Consider the following 18,297-nt stretch of genomic DNA (forward strand, 5'->3'; position numbering starts at 1 on the left):
AGTCTGCAATAACCATACCTAAAAAATATCATACTCATAATCACACTCATATAGGTATGATTTGTGCTTAGCTAAAGAGAAGTTAAATGTAATAGAAAATCTGTCTGAAATTTGACGATGCATTATCACAGGGTTCACTTTACCCAAGTTACAACAAAGGTAAGTTATGCAAGTAAGTAGAATAATACAAATAACCTCCGTTCTAATGTTACTTGTTAGCAGCAGCCCTGCAATGGCCATTTGGTTCGAAGCCTCAGGCCAAGCCATTATTCACAATGGTGAAAAAGAAGCGGCACGCCAACAAGCGACTCAAGAAGCCATTAAACAAGCGCTACTATTCTCTGGTGCGTCAGTTAAGAGTATTCAGTCACTTGCTAATGGTTTACTTGAAGACGACCGCTTTGAAATTCGCGCTTCAGGTGAAGTGAATAACATTGAACTGATTGATGAAATTTACCACGACGACTACGTTACAGTTTCCATAAGAGCAGATATATTTCCACAAGAAGCCCTGTGCACGGCTTCAGATTATAAAAAAAATATTGTAACGACATGGTATAACATCAATAAACGGCAACAAGCTGCCGTCGGCAACCTCTATGATTTTGGTAAAGTCATAGCTGAAAAGCTACAACAAGAAGCACAAAACCATGCTAAATATTCATTTATAAATCGTGTAGAGCCTTATTATTTAAGTCCATCCGATAAAGAAAAGAAAGCAACAGCATTTGAGCTTGCGAAAAAATCGAATGCTCAATATGTTCTTTACGGAGAAATACTAGAATTTGCTGTAGAAACCTCAAAAGCATCAGGCTTAGCGTTTTGGAAAAGCGATCTAAGCAAACGAAATCTTACACTGGCCTTCTCAATGTATGATGGCAACTCAGGTGAAATGGTCTTTCAAAACACACAAAATATGTCAGCGATATGGGACTTTGACCCGTTCCAACCTATAGACAGCAATAGTCGAAAATTATGGAATTCAACGTTTGGATCTGCAACCGAGAAGGCCATACAATCAGTCGTAAGATTAATAGATGAATCAGTAAGTTGCTTGCCTGCATTTGGTCGGGTAATAAACGTTACGGGTGAGAGCCTAAGTATTAATATTGGCAAACACAACGGCGTAAAACAAGGAGACAAATTGACATTATTTCAAGTTAATCAATTTTTCGATGCTCAAAATTTCCCACACCGACAATTTCAATTACATCCCGAGGAGGTGATAGTGAGACAAGTATTTGCAGAAACAGCCGTCGTCGCTTCAGTTACTGGTGCCCCTTTGGCTAATATTCAACCAAACGATTTTGTAGCACGAAGATAAAAACATTAGAGGGTTTAAATCCCGTCTCGGCTAGTACATAATGCACGCGCTTATCGCTAAGCACTGAACTCGTAGTCCCCGTAGTTTAATGGATAAAACAAGGCCCTCCTAAGGCTTAGATCTTGGTTCGATTCCAGGTGGGGATACCATTCAGTCATATCAGCATATACCCTCGTTAACCTAAAACCATTCTAGACCAATGAAAATAAGGCCTGCAGCCTTTTAATCTGAACACCTCACTTTAACCAAGATTACTCAAAATACCCTAAAATTACTCCCTGTTGTTGCACATGTGTTGCACAGAACATTTGAAAGTATGCTTTAATATCAGTATCTTAATAAAACATAACCGTTTTGGTGTTGCACAGATGGCCGATAATAGATTTAAGTTTACCCTTAGACGTATAGAAAAAATTGAACCATCGGCAAAGCGAGACCGCTATTACGATACAGAAAATGCTGGGTTGATCCTGGAAGTACAGCCCTCGGGTAGAAAAGTATTTCGCACATTTAAACGAAACAGTACCAGCGGCAATCTCAATACAGTCACCATAGGCCCCTTTCCATCTGTCACAGTCGATATGGCAGTTAAGCGTCACAGTGAGCTTGTATCAGATATATATAAAGGCATTGACCCCACAGAGTCAAAACGCGAAGCAAAGCGCAGAGGGATAACCTTTGCTGCCCTTTTTGATATTTACGACAAAGACTTCTCAGCAAAAGTTAAACGCGACGAACGCCGCGCTTCGAGCCAGGAACACAATGGCGGTTTATACAGCAATCACCTTTCACAGGTATTAGATGACAAAAGCAGAAGGCTTGCAGTTGTCACGCTTGAACAAATCAATGAAAAGTATGCCTCTACAATCATAGAAACACTCAAAGATGAAAAAACTAAACCTATATTTAATAAATGCCTAACCATGCTCAAAAGCATGTTTAATCTTGCGATTAAAAAACACTTAATAACCAAAAATCCATTTATAGGTGAGAAGAAATACACCGACAACGAACGTAAACGATATTTACAGGAAGATGAAATGGAGCGTTTTTTCGCTGCCATCGACAAAGAAGAAGAAATTTATCAAGACTTAGTAAAAATGCTGCTTTACACCGGACAACGTAAAAACTGCGTATTATCCATGCGCTGGGAAGAGTTGAACAATAACCTAAACGTTTGGACTATTCCCACCTCAAAGATGAAAGGCAAAGAATCACACACCCTACCCTTACCTATTCAATGCACTAATATTTTAAAACGACGAGCTGAACACAAACACCCCAATGGCTTTGTGTTCCCTGCAAAAACCCAAAACAGTAAGTTAGGTCATATTGCAGAAAAAACCGGCGAGAACTCCTTCTGGCGAAGAATAACCAGAAATGCCGGGCTCTACTCAACAAACAAAGACCAAAACTTAACAGTGCACGATTTAAGGCGTAGTTTGGCCAGTTGGCAGATCAATAACGATGTAGACCTCTACACCGTATCTAAAACACTCGGCCATAAAAGCATCACCACCACCCAAAAAATCTATGCTCACTTAAATTCAGATAAAGTTAGAGATGGAGTATCAACTGCCGCATCAGCATTGGAGCTAGCTTCAGTTAAGAATAAGCATGATTCGCCCTTTCCCAAGCTTAAGCAGCTTGCTGAGTCGCTGAATGAAGATGAACGGAGCTATTTATTGGGTTTGTTATCGGCTGGAAATTGACTGAATGTTTAAGCTTTGCCAGCGAACTATTTACTTGTAGTCACAGATAGATTGGTAGAATGGACTCGTACTTCACTTGAACACACAAATTATCATGACCGTTTTCGCAAAAAAAACCACATATTAAGTGGGCTTGTTGATTTGAGGATGCTTCACTTAATGATGCTGTTCAGAATTAGTTTTATTTTCAATTCCAGCTTTTGCGAACTGAAGAATGTTATCCATGTCTGCAAATTGGTCAACCTTAACCCCAAGCTGCTTAATTTCACCCACCACGTCATCGTAGACTTGGATCATATCAGTCTTATCGTTAGCTGGGCGTTCAACCGTAAACAAGGCTCTTTCTTTAAGTACAACACGCTTTTCAATCAATTTCTCTACACGTCTTAACCAGTGAACAGCGTGTTCATATGCTTTCAACGGTGTTTTTTGTTCAAAGGCCAATGGTTTGATAACTCTATATCCTTGAGCTCCTTTGTGAACTAATGGCATAGGTATATCTAACACTCCTGCCATTAAATTCTGCTGAGTAAACTTTAGTTGTAATTCTTTAACAAAAGTTTGTCTCAATACTTTAACCATTTGCTGTTCGCGGTATTCATCATTAACAAAATCACGCACCACAAAACGCTGATAAAGTTTATCAAGCTCTACTAAATCGGTTTCCCCCATCATGCGGCCAATATTGCCAAAATGCAGAACAGACTCTCTATGGCGAGTAACTTCAGTAAAGTATTCAACTAACTCTTTACCGCGTATTCCATTGTTAATGCAATAATGTTGGATTCTATCTAATTCTGCAGTAAAAGTTTCGATGGCATTTTTATACAGTTGCCCATCTAAATCGTCGAAAAACTTAGTAACACGGCCAAAACGTTTAGGTGCAAGTTTAAATAAAAACTTTCCGGTCTTAGGCGCAATCAGCACTACACCTACGTTGGCAAACTCTCTGGTTTCAATAAAGGGCATAAAGCGCACTACTGCGTATTGGTAAACAGCGTTAAAAGTGTTGTTCATTGTAGTGCCCTCCAGAAGTCGTCGTGATTGTATGCGCCTAATACTACTCTTATCCGATCTATTTCGCCAAGTGCATCTGGTATCTCTTGTAACCATTCATCAGGAATAGTGGCAATAATTGCATCCAAGCCATCGAGTGCATTGGTAAATTTATCTACATACATTTGTTTTTCGAACATAGGTTCAAACATGTCAGTTTGGCCACGAAACAAAAAACTCGATACGTGTAGTTTTTTATGTTCTTCAATATTAAAGTCTTGCTCAAATGCTAAATTATGGTCGAAAACCACAAGATTATTTGAGGCTAAATTGAAGTATAGATTTGGATTCCCTCCAGCTTCAGTCAGAGTTCTATCGCCATTTTGAATCCAGTTATCAAACATAAACAAGTCAGTTAAAATTTGTTTATCTGCTCTTCGCAATAAATTGACGTTAACTTCCTGTAAATCAGGTTGCAAACGAGAAGCAAAAGCAACGCCAGAACCAAGCCCAACCAATAAATCGATGTCATACTCAACCAAAGATTCATCGACGTAAACCAGTGCACAATCTGGGATGGCCAAACCATATCGCTGCCCTAAATTGGCCGCAATCCATTCATACAAACAACCTTTAAACGTAGCATTCAAACGCTTAACTACATATTCATTATTATCATCACCCAAACAAAGCCAAGGCTCAGTTTTGCCCTGTGTCATTTTTTGCTTTATTTCGATGATGTTTATCATGCCTTATATATTCCTTAGTACAATTTAAACGTTAGCAATTTACAAAATGATTGCTCGTTTCATTGCTGTCCTATTCATTTGCCTGATGTTTGCAATCCCATCAAATTAATATGAGTGTCTTAGTCATTCATCAATAATGAACACCTTATATATCATTGACTCATCACTAAAAAGTCATTAATTACCATGAATTCAGTTGTCTCTTTTAGTGCTGGGCTCACAGTTCCAAACTTATTCATTAGATTTCCCAAGAGGTCATTATTCCATTTGTTTTGATTACTAAATATTTTAAACAGCAACTGAAAAGCTTCTTCTGGATACTTTTCAATTACATCGGAATTATTAAACTGGTCTAACACTAGGTACATATCATCAATTGAGCGTAGCATTGGTGTAACAGTTTTTAGTGCCTCAGGGAAAGTATCGTCTAACTGAAGTAGAAGCAGAGTAAAATGTTGTGCAATTTCTTGTGTTAAATAGCTCCCTCCCTTAGGCCACGCTTTACGAATTAAAGGGTTTATCCTATTCAACCAATAATTATCACGCCCTTCTGACTCATAAGAAACAGAACTCTCCATAAAACCTACAGCATAAGCAAGACCTTCGTTACCCATTGAACGAAATGCCTGTTGAATTTCTTTATTTGTATATAAGTCTTTGTATTGAAGGCAGGCTAATGTAAACAAACTTACTAATTGCTCTAAATTCCTCCCCGTAAGGCTTTTGGCTTCTAACGCTTGAAGCATGGGCTCCTTCAAATCTATTGCCAAGTCGGCAGACAACCGAGGATTCCATAAATAACCTTGCCAAAAATATTTTGCATCATCAGATGTATCAAAATTTAATAACGTAATCATTTTGGTTTGAGTCCATTCCGGCTCAACTGAATAAAAATACATTAGTCGTGAAAACAAAATCACTCGCCCTAACGTCAGTAAATCACTATCTAATAACTGATCTAGTAATTCAAAAGGTTGGGGCCTTGGCAATTCATCCTGTGATTCAAGTTTATATAGATTTAGTCGATCTAAAATGGCTTCAGTCATTATTCCAACAGGATCATTGATAGCCCTATCTATCGCATCGAAATCTTCTCCAGTTTCTAGTTCAGAATTCCCGCTCAATTCAAATAACCGTGATGCGATATTCCAAAGGTGAGCTTCATCTATACTTTGGGGAGCCACTTTTGTTCCGGCTTTTCTTGCCCACCATGCGACTGCCCATGCTTCTTCTCTGAAGAATTCATCCGGTAATTTTGCAACCATTGGAGCTACTGTAGACCAGGTATTTTCTTCATGCTCTGCTATGCCGGTTAATCCAGCACTCCATGATTTGTGATGCCAATCATCATGAGCAAACATATAGGCTAGTGTTTCAATAACATCGTTTGGCTGAGCCTTTCCAGCATAACGAAACACATCGTTTCGACCTTCATTAAATTTAGTGTTTTTTTCAGTAAGCAGCGCTACGCGCTTAGGTAATGGTAGTGAAAAGAGTGATTCGGATGTAATGTCAGTATCATTCCCGACACTAGTAGAATGCCAATGAGTAAACTCATCACGATCACCTTCACTTAGACTCCACATAGGGTACTGCAGTGAAAGCTTTTTATACAAAACCTGAGCTTCGCCAAATAATTCACGATCAAAAGTTTGTAATTTTGCCAACATCACCCAACGTTCTCGGTTTAACCTTGTGTGAAATTCTTCATCACTTATGTCTGTGACATACTGTAGTCTAGGGGGGCCATTTACAATAAAGTTAAGCAGAATTTCAGCTTTATTCTGACTGGCCTGCGGCCATGCTTTATTTAGTAACCTGTAAACCTCTCTTGTCATACCACTAGACCAAAGCCACCATCCATCATCTTCCAACAAATAATCGATAGTTTCGTCTGCGGGTATTACATCGTTATAGGTATAAGCATTTAAGATAAGACGTCGAAATATTGGAAACCGATAGCCATTCCAAATTTCTAGAATCAATCTAGCTTTAGATTCATTCGATTGAAATAACGCTCTCCATAAGTCTCGACATAATTCGACCAAAATCGGAAATGATTTATAATTACTATTTTGTGGATGAGGTTGAATTGAAATAATATCCCAATGAGAGCGATCCTGTTTTGCATTAGCTAGCCCAACAATAGCAAACAGTTCCATCGCATCTAAAAGCGCCTCGCTAGCAGGTACAAGCGCATCCGTATAGTCTTTGGGATAATTATCAGATTTTGTTAGCCGTTTAAATTCATGTTGGTCAATATTAAGGACTACATCTGTAGAAAATGCTTTTCTCTGTGTATTTCCATCACGAATATCCTCCCCGCCCCAATAGTATGCTTTAGTAATCTGATAGCACGGCCTTAATAGCTTTTTAAACGTCAAAAGTGTTAAGGCATCAGGGCCATTAGCCATTTTACTGATCACTTCATAATTATTTGACTGATTTGTGCGTCCTAGATAGATATGGTCTGACGTGACTATCTTCCAAAATGACAAGAATGGCTCAATGGGAGGTTGGCTACTTAGTTTCCAATTTACCAATTCTTTGAACAAAGGGTGTAAGCCAAGACCTTGATCAATAACCCATCTAATTAAGATTTCTTTGTCTAAATGATGAAGTAACCATTTCCAAATATTTTCTGATATTTTATTTGGCATGACTAAATTATTTCTGACTGGGTTAGTACAAATCAGATTAATTGTTTTTCTAATTTGACTAATCGAAAGTAATCCATTTTCCTGTAACAAAGGCAGCCACTCAATTGGAGCAGGTGGGTCTCTTAACTCAGAAAAAACTTTCGCCGGATAACCACTAACACTTTCATGATTGTTATCTACCCTTTCCTTTAAGGTATCAAGCACTTGCTGGATCGATTCATCCTGATCATAAGGCGCTCTTGGTGCTAACCTAGCTTTAGATTTAATAATACGCTGTTTGCTACTTAAGCCATCTCTCGCATGAGCAGCCCAAGCTTGTAAAGAGTTATGAAGATTAGGATGATTGGCACCACCCTTTACATAAAGTACAGGTTCAACTCCTTTCGCTTGCCATTCCTTAATCGCGTTTAGCCTTTTCTTATTTGTCGTATCCGCAATCACATAGGGGTCTTTGAATAATTTATTATCCTGTCTGCGGTCCGCTGCAATCGCATCTGTCATATACCTTATTACAGGATCATTAAGGCTGTACCCCACAAAAACAACAGTGAAGTTAACAAATAATTCCGTAACAAACTTACTCGCCCACCTCTCAGTTAAGTAAGCCGAACCAAAATCACCACTAGTAAAAACTAAATGTTCACCATTCGGGTCTTGTTCAACATCAATCAGACCATGAAGATGGACTACAGATGCCCACTTGTGTGATTTTGGCACTGGAAGCTTTGGAGCTGAGTCAGACCGTTTAATTGCATTACCTTCTGCTGTCAAAAAACCATGATCAACATTTGTTGTTACTAACCGATAGTTACCGGATCTAGTTTTTGATAATTGCAAAAGAGCCTTATGAGTGGCTACATTGGCGTCAGGCTTTAACGTTAGTTCATTGATAATTTCTTTACGTACTAAGTTAATACCAGTTGTATTTCCTATTTGAGTACGAGCCTCTAATAAACCCAGAGCCCGATCATAAAACCCTGCTTTTATTGCCTGTTCTTCTATTTCATCTTTTTCTTGATGTAGATTCTGATATACCGCTTCTACGAGGTCATTGAACCCTGCCAAGCCAGAAGGATAAGAAACTCCCGCGCCACAAAAAAAAACCAACTCATCATTTTCTTGAGCTTCAATTAATTCAAGTGGAATATCGGGTGCACCTTTTCTAGCAATAAATTTCATTTCAATTCCATTTTCAATTTACTAAAAAGCTTTATTTACAACAATAATTTCAGCTATGTAATTCATAATGCTTGTTCCACAATCGCATCAGTGAGGTGGAGTTGGGTGGTTTGGGCTTGGTTTAAACGTTCTTTAAGTGAGTCACATAAGGCCATTAACTCATCGACTTTTTCGACTATTCGTTCTTGCTCTGCGAATGGCGGCAATGAGATAGGCAATGTACCAATATGCGTTTGGTTTACTGTCTTTTGTCCGGCTGTGCTTACGAATAAATTAGCAATTTTGGAACGGATTAAATCCGATGAGCCAAGTAGAAATAGGTATGGCGTAAATAGGCACTCTATGGGGAAATTCATGCGAATAAAATGATCGCAGTAGATTGTATCAAGGTCGCTTTCGCAAGTAATGAATCGACCTACGATATCAGCGCTGCCATTAACACGGATAATCAATACATCTCCCTTCTTCAGCGAGTATCGTTTAATTGTTTCTGCCGCTATCTCAAGAGTCCTAGTGTCGTTTAACGATATTTTCCAATTTTTAATATCGGCTAATCTCAATACTATGACGTCTTTCCCACCCTTATCACCTCGACTTGATGCACCATTTTGAAACTGTGGTAGCAAACTATTTAAATACGCCCACTCCCAGCCACTTGGCAATGCAAACGGTTTCTCTTCATCTGATATTGGCGGCAGTGGTTTTTGTTTTTTAATTTTGCCGTCTTTGATCAGTTGTTGTTTTTCGGTGGCAATGCGTTCTAGTAGTTTGGATGCGGGTTCGTCTTTGGGGTCTTGTTTGACGAGTTTGCCCATGACTGCGAGTTGCAGGATGGTTTGTTTTAGTTGGTCTATGCTGGCTTGGGTGGTGAATAACACGTCGAAGTGTTGGCTAATCGTTTGCCAGTTTTCGTTGAGTTCGTCGGCGTCTTTGGCATCGGTGAGGGTTGCCAGCAGCACTTCTACCAGTGTTTTATGGGCGTCGATACTGGATTCGGTTTGCGCTTCAAGTTGGTCACATAGGACCATTAATTCGTCGACTTTGGCGACTATGCGGTTTTGTTCTTCGAAAGGGGGTAACGGAAAAACAAACTCTTGAATACTCTTAATACCAACATTTGGCTGAGTCGTTCTATTTTCAGCTTTTCTACACTGCTCTTTGACAAAAGGTGAAATAGAAAAAATAAATTGAAAATCCGAATTAATTCTTCCATGCAATGTTTTGATTACACAACAAGAGTATGACGCTAGAAAATCAATATCCGTATCAACTAAAACGTTAGCACCTATTGTTCCATAGCGAGGGAAAATAATATCACCACGTTGAGGTTGAATTTTTTGCAGCAAGTTTTTCAAAATCTTCTCTAGAAATTTTCTTGGCATTTTCAAATTTAATAACATTATTTGGATAAAAATCCCTTGGCGAAACATAAGGATATCCAGTTAATTCCTCACTAGGCATTTTGTGATCAATATCCCCAATTTTTAACGCTAAATTATTCCATCGTTGCCATTCCCAACCTTTTGGTAGCTCAAACGTTTTTTCTTCATCTGTAATTGGCGGCAATGGCTTTTGCTTTTTAATCTTGCCTTCTTTTATTAACCGCGTTTTTTCAACTTCTATTTTTTTAAGCAACTCACTAGCTGGTTCATCATTAGGATCTTGCGGGACTAACTTACCGCGCACCGCCAACTCTAGTATCAACTCACGGAGTTTTTTAACACCGACTAATTCCAGCTTTTTTGAACTCCCCCGCCCTGCTGCGGATTTGGTTTTGATGGCGGAAGTCCAGATATCCAGATGCTCAGTTATTAGATTTTCAACCGACATTACTTGGCACCTGTACTTAGAGCGTCGGCAAGTATGCCTTTAAGTTGGTCGCGCAGTTGTTGAATATCCTGCTGCTGGCTTGCATATTGACCGAGTAACTCTTGTGGATCGTGATTGATTTGCTCGCCCACATGAGGGTTTTTAATGTCGAGGTTAAAGTTACGGGCAATGATGTCGTCAATGCTGACTTGCCAGGCTTGTTCGGATTCTGTTCTGCTTGCAAAACCATCTTGCTCGTTGCCCCACCATTCGTTTTCAGTTTTGAATTCTTCAAAACGCATAGGTTTAGTTTTGTTGTAGTTTTTTACGCCTTCTGGGTAAGGGTGTTCGTAAAACCAAATGTTTTTAGTGGGTGTGCCTTTGGTGAAAAACAGGATATTGGTTTTAATGCCTGTATAGGGGGCAAACACACCATTGGGTAAACGTATAATGGTGTGTAGGTTACATTCTTCCGTCAGCATTTTTTTGATTTTGGTTTTTACGCCTTCACCAAACAAGGTGCCGTCGGGCAACACCACGGCGGCTCGTCCACCGTCTTTGAGGACTTCAATAATCAACTGCAAAAACAAATCGGCAGTTTCGCGGGTTTGCATGTCTGATGGGAAGTTTTTCTCTATACCGTCTTCTTCGGTGCCACCAAATGGCGGGTTGGTAGCGATAACATCAAAGGTGCTGTCCCACGATGAGAGGGGCTTATTAAGGGTATTGCCGTGTTTAACCTGCACGGGTACTTCGATACCGTGCAGCATCATATTGGTGGTACATAACAAATGGGGTAGCTGCTTTTTTTCTACGCCGTGAATTTGAGTTTGCAAGGTTTGATGGTCGCTGCCGGTTTTAACGTAATTGTCTTTAATGTGGTCAACAGAACAGGCCAAAAAGCCACCTGTACCACAGGCAGGGTCAAACACTTGTTCACCTAGTTTTGGGTCGAGACGGTCAATTATAAAGCGAGTGACAGCCCGTGGAGTGTAGAATTCACCGGCGTTACCGGCGCTTTGTAAGTCTCGTAGAATTTGTTCGTAAATATCACCGAACAAGTGGCGCTCTTTTGAATCCCCAAAGTCGACTTCGTTTAGTTTGTTGATCACCTGGCGCAGCAGTGTGCCGTTTTTCATGTAGTTAAAGGCATCGCTAAAGGCTTCACGCACCACAAAACCACGGGGGTTTTTATCTATAGGTGCAGTGAGATTTTTGAGTTTTTCAAAAAGTTCGTCGTTCACAAAATCCAGTAATTCATCACCGGTTATGCCTTCGGCATCACTTGCCCAGTTACGCCATAAGAACTGTTCAGGGATAGGTGCACGGTAGTTATCTAACTCAAGCTCTAGGTCTTCTTCTTGGGCATCAAATATTTTTAAGAAAAGTAGCCATGACATTTGACCTAAACGCTGTGCATCGCCGTCTACACCGGCGTCTTTGCGCATAATGTCTTGAATGGATTTAATTACGGAACTGACTGACATCTTATAAAAGTCTCTTATTTTAGTGCTTAGGTTTTAGTGCTTAAGCGGATTTTTCCGGAAAGGAGTTATATATAGCGGCTTCAAGCTCGGTAATGGCTTGGTCGTATTGTTGGCGGCCACCGAAGCCGTTCTTTAGAATTTCTTTAAACGAACCTATCTCAGTAAAGGGGTAAACCTTAATGGTTTGTAGGTTTTCTAATTCACTCACACCGGCATCAGCGTATTTTTCTAACAAACTGTTTAATACACTTTGTGCCTGCTCTGAATATTGGGTGAAGTAATTGCGTTTTTTAACGTTATTTGCCCGTTCTTTGCGAGTAAGTGCTGGCTGGTCAAATACTACGTGGCAGATCATATCAAAAGGGTCGAGGTCTTTTCCGACTTCTTGCTCAAGTGCATCCCAGATAATGCCTTCGTCGGCCATTTCATCAATAATGCTTTGTTTACGTTCGGCTTCGTTCCACTTGCGCACAAAGGCATCGAGGGTGGCGAATTGTTTGTTGAGGGTTTTGCGGGTGTAGTCTTTAAAGGATTCGGTGACTAACTTGCCGTCGGTATCGTAATACTGCACACGCTCGGCAACCTTGAGCACTTTGACGCCTTTAACATGATACTTGTGGATTTTTTCTTCGTCTTGCCAGTCGCCCCCCATTTCACCATCGGGTAGTGCATTGCCATCATCGAAACCAGCTTCGGGGAAATCCGTTGCATCGCTCGTTGAATCTGTTTGCTCCTCGTCTTCTTGCCCTTGCATTTTTTCATCAAAGTCAGACTCAGGATCGTTTATCTCTTCGGGTTTGCTCACAATGACTTTTTCGGGCACACCGTCGAATGCTTCATCGGCAAACAGTTCGGTGGCTTTTTTGAAATCTAATATGGTGAACCAGAGTTTGTTGTATTTGTCGTCGATACGGGTGCCACGGCCAATGATTTGTTTAAATTTGGTCATGGATTGAATAGTTTGATCGAGCACGACTAACTTGCAGGTTTTGGCATCGACGCCTGTAGACATTAACTCAGAGGTGGTGGCGATAACCGGATAGGCGCGTTTAGGGTTAATGAAGTTGTCGAGTTGCGCTTTGCCTAATTCATCATCACCGGTAATCTTCATCACGTATTTTTCGTTTTTGGCGTATTGCTCTGGGTTACAGTTAATCAGTGCTCGGCGCATACGATCTGCATGATCGATGTCGTTACAAAAGACTATGGTTTTGTCCATCTCTCCGGTGCGTTTTAGATAGTTGGTGATGGTTTCGGCGACTAACTGTGTTCGCTCATCGATGACCATAGTGCGATCAAAATCTTTTTGATTGTAGATGCGGTCGTCAATCAGATTGCCTTTTTTATCTACCTGCCCCTTTGTGGGTCGCCAGCCTTGTAAGTCTAGGTCAATGTCTACCCGCACCACTTTGTATGGCGCTAGAAATCCGTCTTCGATGCCTTCTTTTAACGAATACATGTAAGCGGGGTCACCAAAGTAATCAGTGTTAGAGACTTCTTCTGTTTCTTTGGGCGTGGCCGTTAAACCAATTTGGGTAGCAGCGCTGAAGTATTCGAGGATTTCACGCCACGCACTGTCATCGGCGGCACTGCCACGATGGCACTCGTCAATGATGATTAAATCGAAGAAGTCAGGGTCAACTTGCTTGTACGCTTTTTGTGATTCTTCGGGGCCAGTTAATGCTTGATAGAGCGCAAGGTGAATTTCGTAGGCAGGGTCGACATGACGGCCTTTGATTTTGGTCATAGCTTGGCCAAAGGGCTGAAAATCATTGATACGGGTCTGATCAATTAATACGTTTCGGTCGGCTAGAAATAGAATGCGTTTTTTGGCTTTAGCCTTCCACAAACGCCAGATAATTTGAAAGGCGGTATAGGTTTTACCGGTTCCGGTTGCCATTACTAGCAACACCCTGTTTTGGCCTTTGGATACGGCTTCTAGTGTTTTATTAATAGCTTGTATTTGATAATAACGCGGCGCTTTACCGCTACCATCGTCATAATAATCTTGAGTAATAATGGGCAGTTGCTGTGCGGTATATCCTTTATAGGCGCAAAACTTAGCCCAAAGCTCTTGAGGGCTGGGGAATTCAGTTAGGGAGATTTCGGTTTCAAGTTGGCTTGGGTTAGTTTTATCGTGAAAAATAAAACCGTCACCGTTGGATGCAAAAATAAAAGGTACGTCTAACAGCTTGGCATAGTCCAGACCTTGCTGAATGCCCTTGCCGACCTCATATTTGTTAGCTTTGGCTTCGACCACCGCAAGAGGCATGGATACTTTATGATAAAGCACGATATCAGCAGACTTAACCTTCATCCGTGCCGCAGCCATACCTCGCACAACTACTTTACCATCTCGAAGTTTTACCTCCTGACGAATTTGATACATATCATCCCAGCCTGCATCCTTGATGGCAGGCATGATGAACTTGGTAATTATGTCAGTTTCGCTAAGTGCTTTTTTATTTATAGGTGGCATACCGCTTTTCCCTGCCCTTTGCATTCTGATTATTTTCTGCAAACTTAGACTAGCATGATTGTGAATTATTTTTCACTAGGTAAAACCCAAGTTTGGGAAAAATATTCTTGAAAATTAGATGTTTAGTCATCTATTTTTGTTTAGCTAAATACATTTGAGCAGCTTGAACAAGCTCTCGATTTGCAGTACCAAAAACAATCTCTGCCGCTGTTATTGGATCCGCGGACGTTTTGTTAGTTCGATAGAGGTCAATAAACACCTCTTCATTAACATTATCTAAAGGGATATTTATATCTATTTGACTAGAAAAATCATTACGACATTTTGCACAATATACCAATAAACGACCAGCCTCATCTTCAGTATTATACCTGAGTGAAACCAGATTAAGCGGTGATTTACTTCCACAGCGAGAGCATTTGACGGGCTTATTCATTTAGATTCTCATCTCCCGCTTTTTGGGGTTTTACCCAGACTTTTTCCGTTCCTTTATAACCTGGCATTTGCCTGTAATAGTAAGCATTACAAAAACCACATGTTCCCCCCTTATTATTGCTTCGTGGGAGGAAAAACCAATCACCCACTCGAAAAAGGAGAAGAACACCGTCAACTACAGGCCAAAATACAGCGACAGTGGCGCATTCAGAAAGTATATCTTTCAGTGAATATTCCCTGTCTAGATCAGGGGAACGGATATGGCCAATCAAAATCACAAAAAAGCGAACAACTGCAACAACCAAATAAATCATCAGTACTGTAAACATAAGTTTTCCCTGTTCATCCTATTCACCAATTGAACTCCAAAAATACTGTTGTCATATCTGAATACTAGACCTCGACGAGTCACTAAGCACTCAATAAAATATGTCACCATGCTACAGCACCTTCCCCCCCCCTGTAATGGACACGCGTTAAATACACGCGTTATATTGCACGCGCAATGCTACGTCATTGTTTTACATAGCATTCCCCCGATTATAGCGTGCGTAAAACGTGCCATTTAATAGCGCGTAAGCCTAGAGAAACCGACCTCTTTTTCGCGCTACCTAGACGATTCGTCAATCAAAACATCAATCTCTTTGATGTAGATTGTGTGGGATTCTTATAGAGCCCACATGCTGTCTACATTTCCAGTAACACAGACTTTTTTGAAATACTCACTTTGTACTCAGTTTTAGGCTAAATAAAAAGAATATACAAGAAGCAATAAAACTACACTTTAGATAAGTTGCGGATTCTTATTTTCAAGTGAAAATTATCCTTTCATAAAATAAATACGTTCCACTAAACGCCCTATTTTAGGGATTTATATCTTTTAATATCAGATAGTTATGATCAAATAAGCTTGCAAATACTTAATCAAAAAGGTTAGATTAAATACCTTCCATTAATCTTCAGGAAAAAGAATGCAATGGCAAAAGTATTCGCTGTTTCTAGCCCCCCTTTAAAGCATATAGCTAGACCAACAGTTCGATATATTGCTTTATAAATAACCAATAGATGGGAAATCACCAGCAATGCTGATTGTTCATTTACGTAGAGTATTTTTGCCTGTTGTTTGGAATCGTTAGCTGATTAGTACTTATCAAATTGTAACTTTAGGAAGACATATGTTTATTAATACCGTACCAATTAGCAAGACAATTGATTTTAAGGAGCTCAGCAGTGTAATCAAACTTCGCGACCAGGTGGCTTTAAAACAATTACTGAATAGCTTTAACAAAGAAATAACTTCAGATGGGGCTCTGATAAAATCCTTAGATTCACAAGAAGGTGATTATGAGTTATTTATAATTAGTACCCGTCTAGTCCTTCGCACAATAACATTTGTCAATCCTGACCACATCATGCCATCAATCGACAGTATGCTTTGCGAAAGCGATCTACTTGACGATGGTTCAGAAGTAACTCGGAACCATCCCTTTAAGTTTTTACAGAATCATATTTTAAACGCAGGGGCTGATAGAATTATTGAATTCTATCTATCGTCATCCAAACAGATCCCCCTTGCAATAACTAACCTCTATATTGAACATGTGTTTAAGATGAAATTCCTTGATTTTAAACCGCTGTCTTTATCAAAGACAGAAGAATCCTTAGTCAACAATACAGGCGGCAATAAGTTACTAATTTTATTATTGATATCTTTGCAACGACTCGAGGAAGATGACCAAGTTCTGCATGTTTATCAAAAAGAAATCGAAACACAAAACCCAAAACTATACCGGAGTATACTTTCTCTTATCAATCCACTCGACGATGGGTTTCAGGAAGAAGAATACTACTCATATTTCATTGGGCCTTGCCGGGAATATTTGGCACAAATGCATACAGAAAGCACGCCTACAAGGATTCAGACCAAAGAGGTCCTTGAGTTTATTAATCATAATTTACAGAATATACACACTTACGGGAACAATCCCCATGAGTTTGATCAGAACTTTTTTACTGTATCAGTATTGGCTGTCTTTTATAACCAGCTGGACCGATTCAAATCAGTCTTTGCAACAGCAATACGAAAGTTAATCGAAGCTAAGCATCTACCTGGAATAAAGCCACGTCAATTTCCTTTGATAAAAGATTTTTATAAATACTTCACTAAACAAGAAAGAGTGTGGCTAGCTAAACACGATTACACGTTATGCTCCATTGAGATGCTGTATTACCCACAATTATACAAACCACATGAATTGAGGAAAATGCTGCTAAATTTAATGTGTTCAGCAGGTGATGAGGAACAAGAGTTAAGTTGGTTTAATGTAAATGAACAACCTGAATGGGATGAGGAGGGTTTGCACCTTATTAACGACGTGTTTTGGCCAATGGAAATGGCGGAAATGCTTAAACAAGTTTTTTATCCGTTAAACAATAAAGCAACTGTCAAAGCTACCTATAACGTGATATCTCGATGGATCGATGCATTTAGATATGACCAACTCGATGAAGAATGGACAGATGCACCTGACCCCAATTTAATTGATCCACTTCGCTTGGCGACTTTTTATAGTGACATTATACAAGACGTTGTGAATCATGAGCGTTTTGGTGATGACAAAATAGCCCGCAGGTTAACTAACTCTGTGTATCGCTTTTTGACTGATAAAGACGAATACTTACCGACAGATTTGTTGTTTTTCGTTGCATACTTTTCAACCGATAATAAATTTAAAGAAACTGCATATAAACAAGTTTTTGAAAGACAAGAAGACTATTCCTCTGCATCTGCAAACAATCTCATTTTAATTAAACTGGACCAAGGAGATTTGCAGGAAGCTCAAGCGATTGTAGACAACATGGAGGAAAGTGAATTAAGACAAAAATGTCAGAAGCTTATTAATGAAAAAGCTGAAAAAGCTAGAAAGCTTTCTGCTTTAATCGCTTTGCCAAAAACAGATTTGGCAGTTTCTGACCTCTCAGATTTGCATTTGATTTTTTTAACCGCAACCTGCCTGTCAGCACTGTCTGTTCGAGATGATCATATTAATCATAGAAAAAAACCACTTTCTGCCATGCTTGTACCGGATTACGACACTTCTCATAAGATAATACGCCAGTTATTAAGAGAAAACATTTTAAAACCTAAAAACAATAGTTGGATAAATATCGACCCCGAAAATGTATCTAAGTACGCTATTACAGAGCTTCCTCTTATCCCAAACGTAAAAGGTTACTTTCAATTTGAATCGTTCGTGGAATTACTTCGAGATGAACTACGGTGTCGCTGTATTGCTCCTTCAGTCGTTGCTAAAGCTAACGTGAAAATTAAGATGGGATGGCTACTAAATTCCTTCTACCACACTCTTGAAAAAGTGAGTATCCACTGGAGTATGTGGCGCTCGCTATTGACGATTACGAAAGAATTGAAGAACTAGTAGTGCGTTTTAGTTGCGCTCAATTGTCAT

General features: G+C 39.7%; 11 protein-coding genes, 1 tRNA gene and 2 pseudogenes. 4 read left to right on the forward strand and 10 right to left on the reverse strand.

The window, feature by feature from the left end; all coding sequences use genetic code 11:
* Positions 1–232 precede the first annotated feature (232 nt).
* The 3 genes from C427_RS15655 to C427_RS15665 all read left to right on the forward strand — a co-directional run bounded on the left by C427_RS15655 (position 233) and on the right by C427_RS15665 (position 3,036).
* Complete coding sequence (locus C427_RS15655; RefSeq protein WP_007637812.1) at positions 233–1,324, forward strand: flagellar assembly protein FlgT; 1,092 nt, start codon at positions 233–235, stop codon at positions 1,322–1,324.
* Between the two features lie 74 nt (positions 1,325–1,398).
* Positions 1,399–1,473, forward strand: a tRNA-Arg gene (locus tag C427_RS15660).
* A gap of 219 nt (positions 1,474–1,692) precedes the next feature.
* Positions 1,693–3,036: a tyrosine-type recombinase/integrase gene (locus tag C427_RS15665; RefSeq protein ID WP_007637810.1), complete on the forward strand. Its 1,344-nt coding sequence runs from the start codon at positions 1,693–1,695 to the stop codon at positions 3,034–3,036.
* A 156-nt stretch (positions 3,037–3,192) separates the two neighbouring features.
* Here the strand turns inward: C427_RS15665 and C427_RS15670 are convergent, their stop codons facing one another.
* The 10 genes and pseudogenes from C427_RS15670 to C427_RS15705 all read right to left on the reverse strand — a co-directional run bounded on the left by C427_RS15670 (position 3,193) and on the right by C427_RS15705 (position 15,159).
* Complete coding sequence (locus C427_RS15670; protein WP_007637808.1) at positions 3,193–4,053, reverse strand: DUF3037 domain-containing protein; 861 nt, start codon at positions 4,051–4,053, stop codon at positions 3,193–3,195.
* On the reverse strand, positions 4,050–4,781 hold the full coding sequence (locus C427_RS15675) for a HipA family kinase (protein ID WP_007637807.1): 732 nt from the start codon (positions 4,779–4,781) through the stop codon (positions 4,050–4,052). The genes C427_RS15670 and C427_RS15675 overlap by 4 nt, the downstream gene beginning before the upstream one ends.
* A gap of 152 nt (positions 4,782–4,933) precedes the next feature.
* Positions 4,934–8,620 (reverse strand): SIR2 family protein, encoded by a 3,687-nt coding sequence (locus tag C427_RS15680; protein WP_007637806.1) that lies wholly within the window; start codon positions 8,618–8,620, stop codon positions 4,934–4,936.
* A 62-nt stretch (positions 8,621–8,682) separates the two neighbouring features.
* A pseudogene (locus tag C427_RS29020) lies at positions 8,683–9,531 on the reverse strand (restriction endonuclease subunit S); the annotation flags it as partial.
* A gap of 132 nt (positions 9,532–9,663) precedes the next feature.
* Positions 9,664–10,050, reverse strand: a pseudogene (locus tag C427_RS29025) (restriction endonuclease subunit S); the annotation flags it as partial.
* Positions 9,935–10,450: a restriction endonuclease subunit S domain-containing protein gene (locus C427_RS29030; protein ID WP_015431052.1), complete on the reverse strand. Its 516-nt coding sequence runs from the start codon at positions 10,448–10,450 to the stop codon at positions 9,935–9,937. The pseudogene C427_RS29025 and the gene C427_RS29030, both read right to left, overlap by 116 nt.
* On the reverse strand, positions 10,450–11,916 hold the full coding sequence (locus tag C427_RS15690; RefSeq protein ID WP_007637804.1) for a type I restriction-modification system subunit M: 1,467 nt from the start codon (positions 11,914–11,916) through the stop codon (positions 10,450–10,452). The genes C427_RS29030 and C427_RS15690 overlap by 1 nt, the downstream gene beginning before the upstream one ends.
* Positions 11,917–11,956: 40 nt before the next feature.
* A complete protein-coding gene (gene hsdR / locus C427_RS15695) occupies positions 11,957–14,395 on the reverse strand; it encodes an EcoAI/FtnUII family type I restriction enzme subunit R (RefSeq protein WP_015431053.1) in 2,439 nt (812 codons plus the stop codon).
* 130 nt (positions 14,396–14,525) lie between these two features.
* On the reverse strand, positions 14,526–14,831 hold the full coding sequence (locus C427_RS15700) for a hypothetical protein (protein WP_226991135.1): 306 nt from the start codon (positions 14,829–14,831) through the stop codon (positions 14,526–14,528).
* Positions 14,824–15,159, reverse strand: coding sequence for a hypothetical protein (locus C427_RS15705; protein ID WP_034899272.1), 336 nt, complete (start codon positions 15,157–15,159; stop codon positions 14,824–14,826). The genes C427_RS15700 and C427_RS15705 overlap by 8 nt, the downstream gene beginning before the upstream one ends.
* Positions 15,160–16,005: 846 nt before the next feature.
* On the opposite strand from C427_RS15705, the gene C427_RS24170 reads away from it, so the two are divergent.
* The gene (locus tag C427_RS24170) at positions 16,006–18,267 is read left to right on the forward strand and encodes a hypothetical protein (protein WP_015431054.1); all 2,262 of its coding nucleotides are present in this window, start codon (positions 16,006–16,008) and stop codon (positions 18,265–18,267) included.
* The last annotated feature ends 30 nt before the right edge of the window (positions 18,268–18,297 follow it).

It is taken from the genome of Paraglaciecola psychrophila 170, assembly GCF_000347635.1.
Taxonomy (GTDB): domain Bacteria; phylum Pseudomonadota; class Gammaproteobacteria; order Enterobacterales; family Alteromonadaceae; genus Paraglaciecola; species Paraglaciecola psychrophila.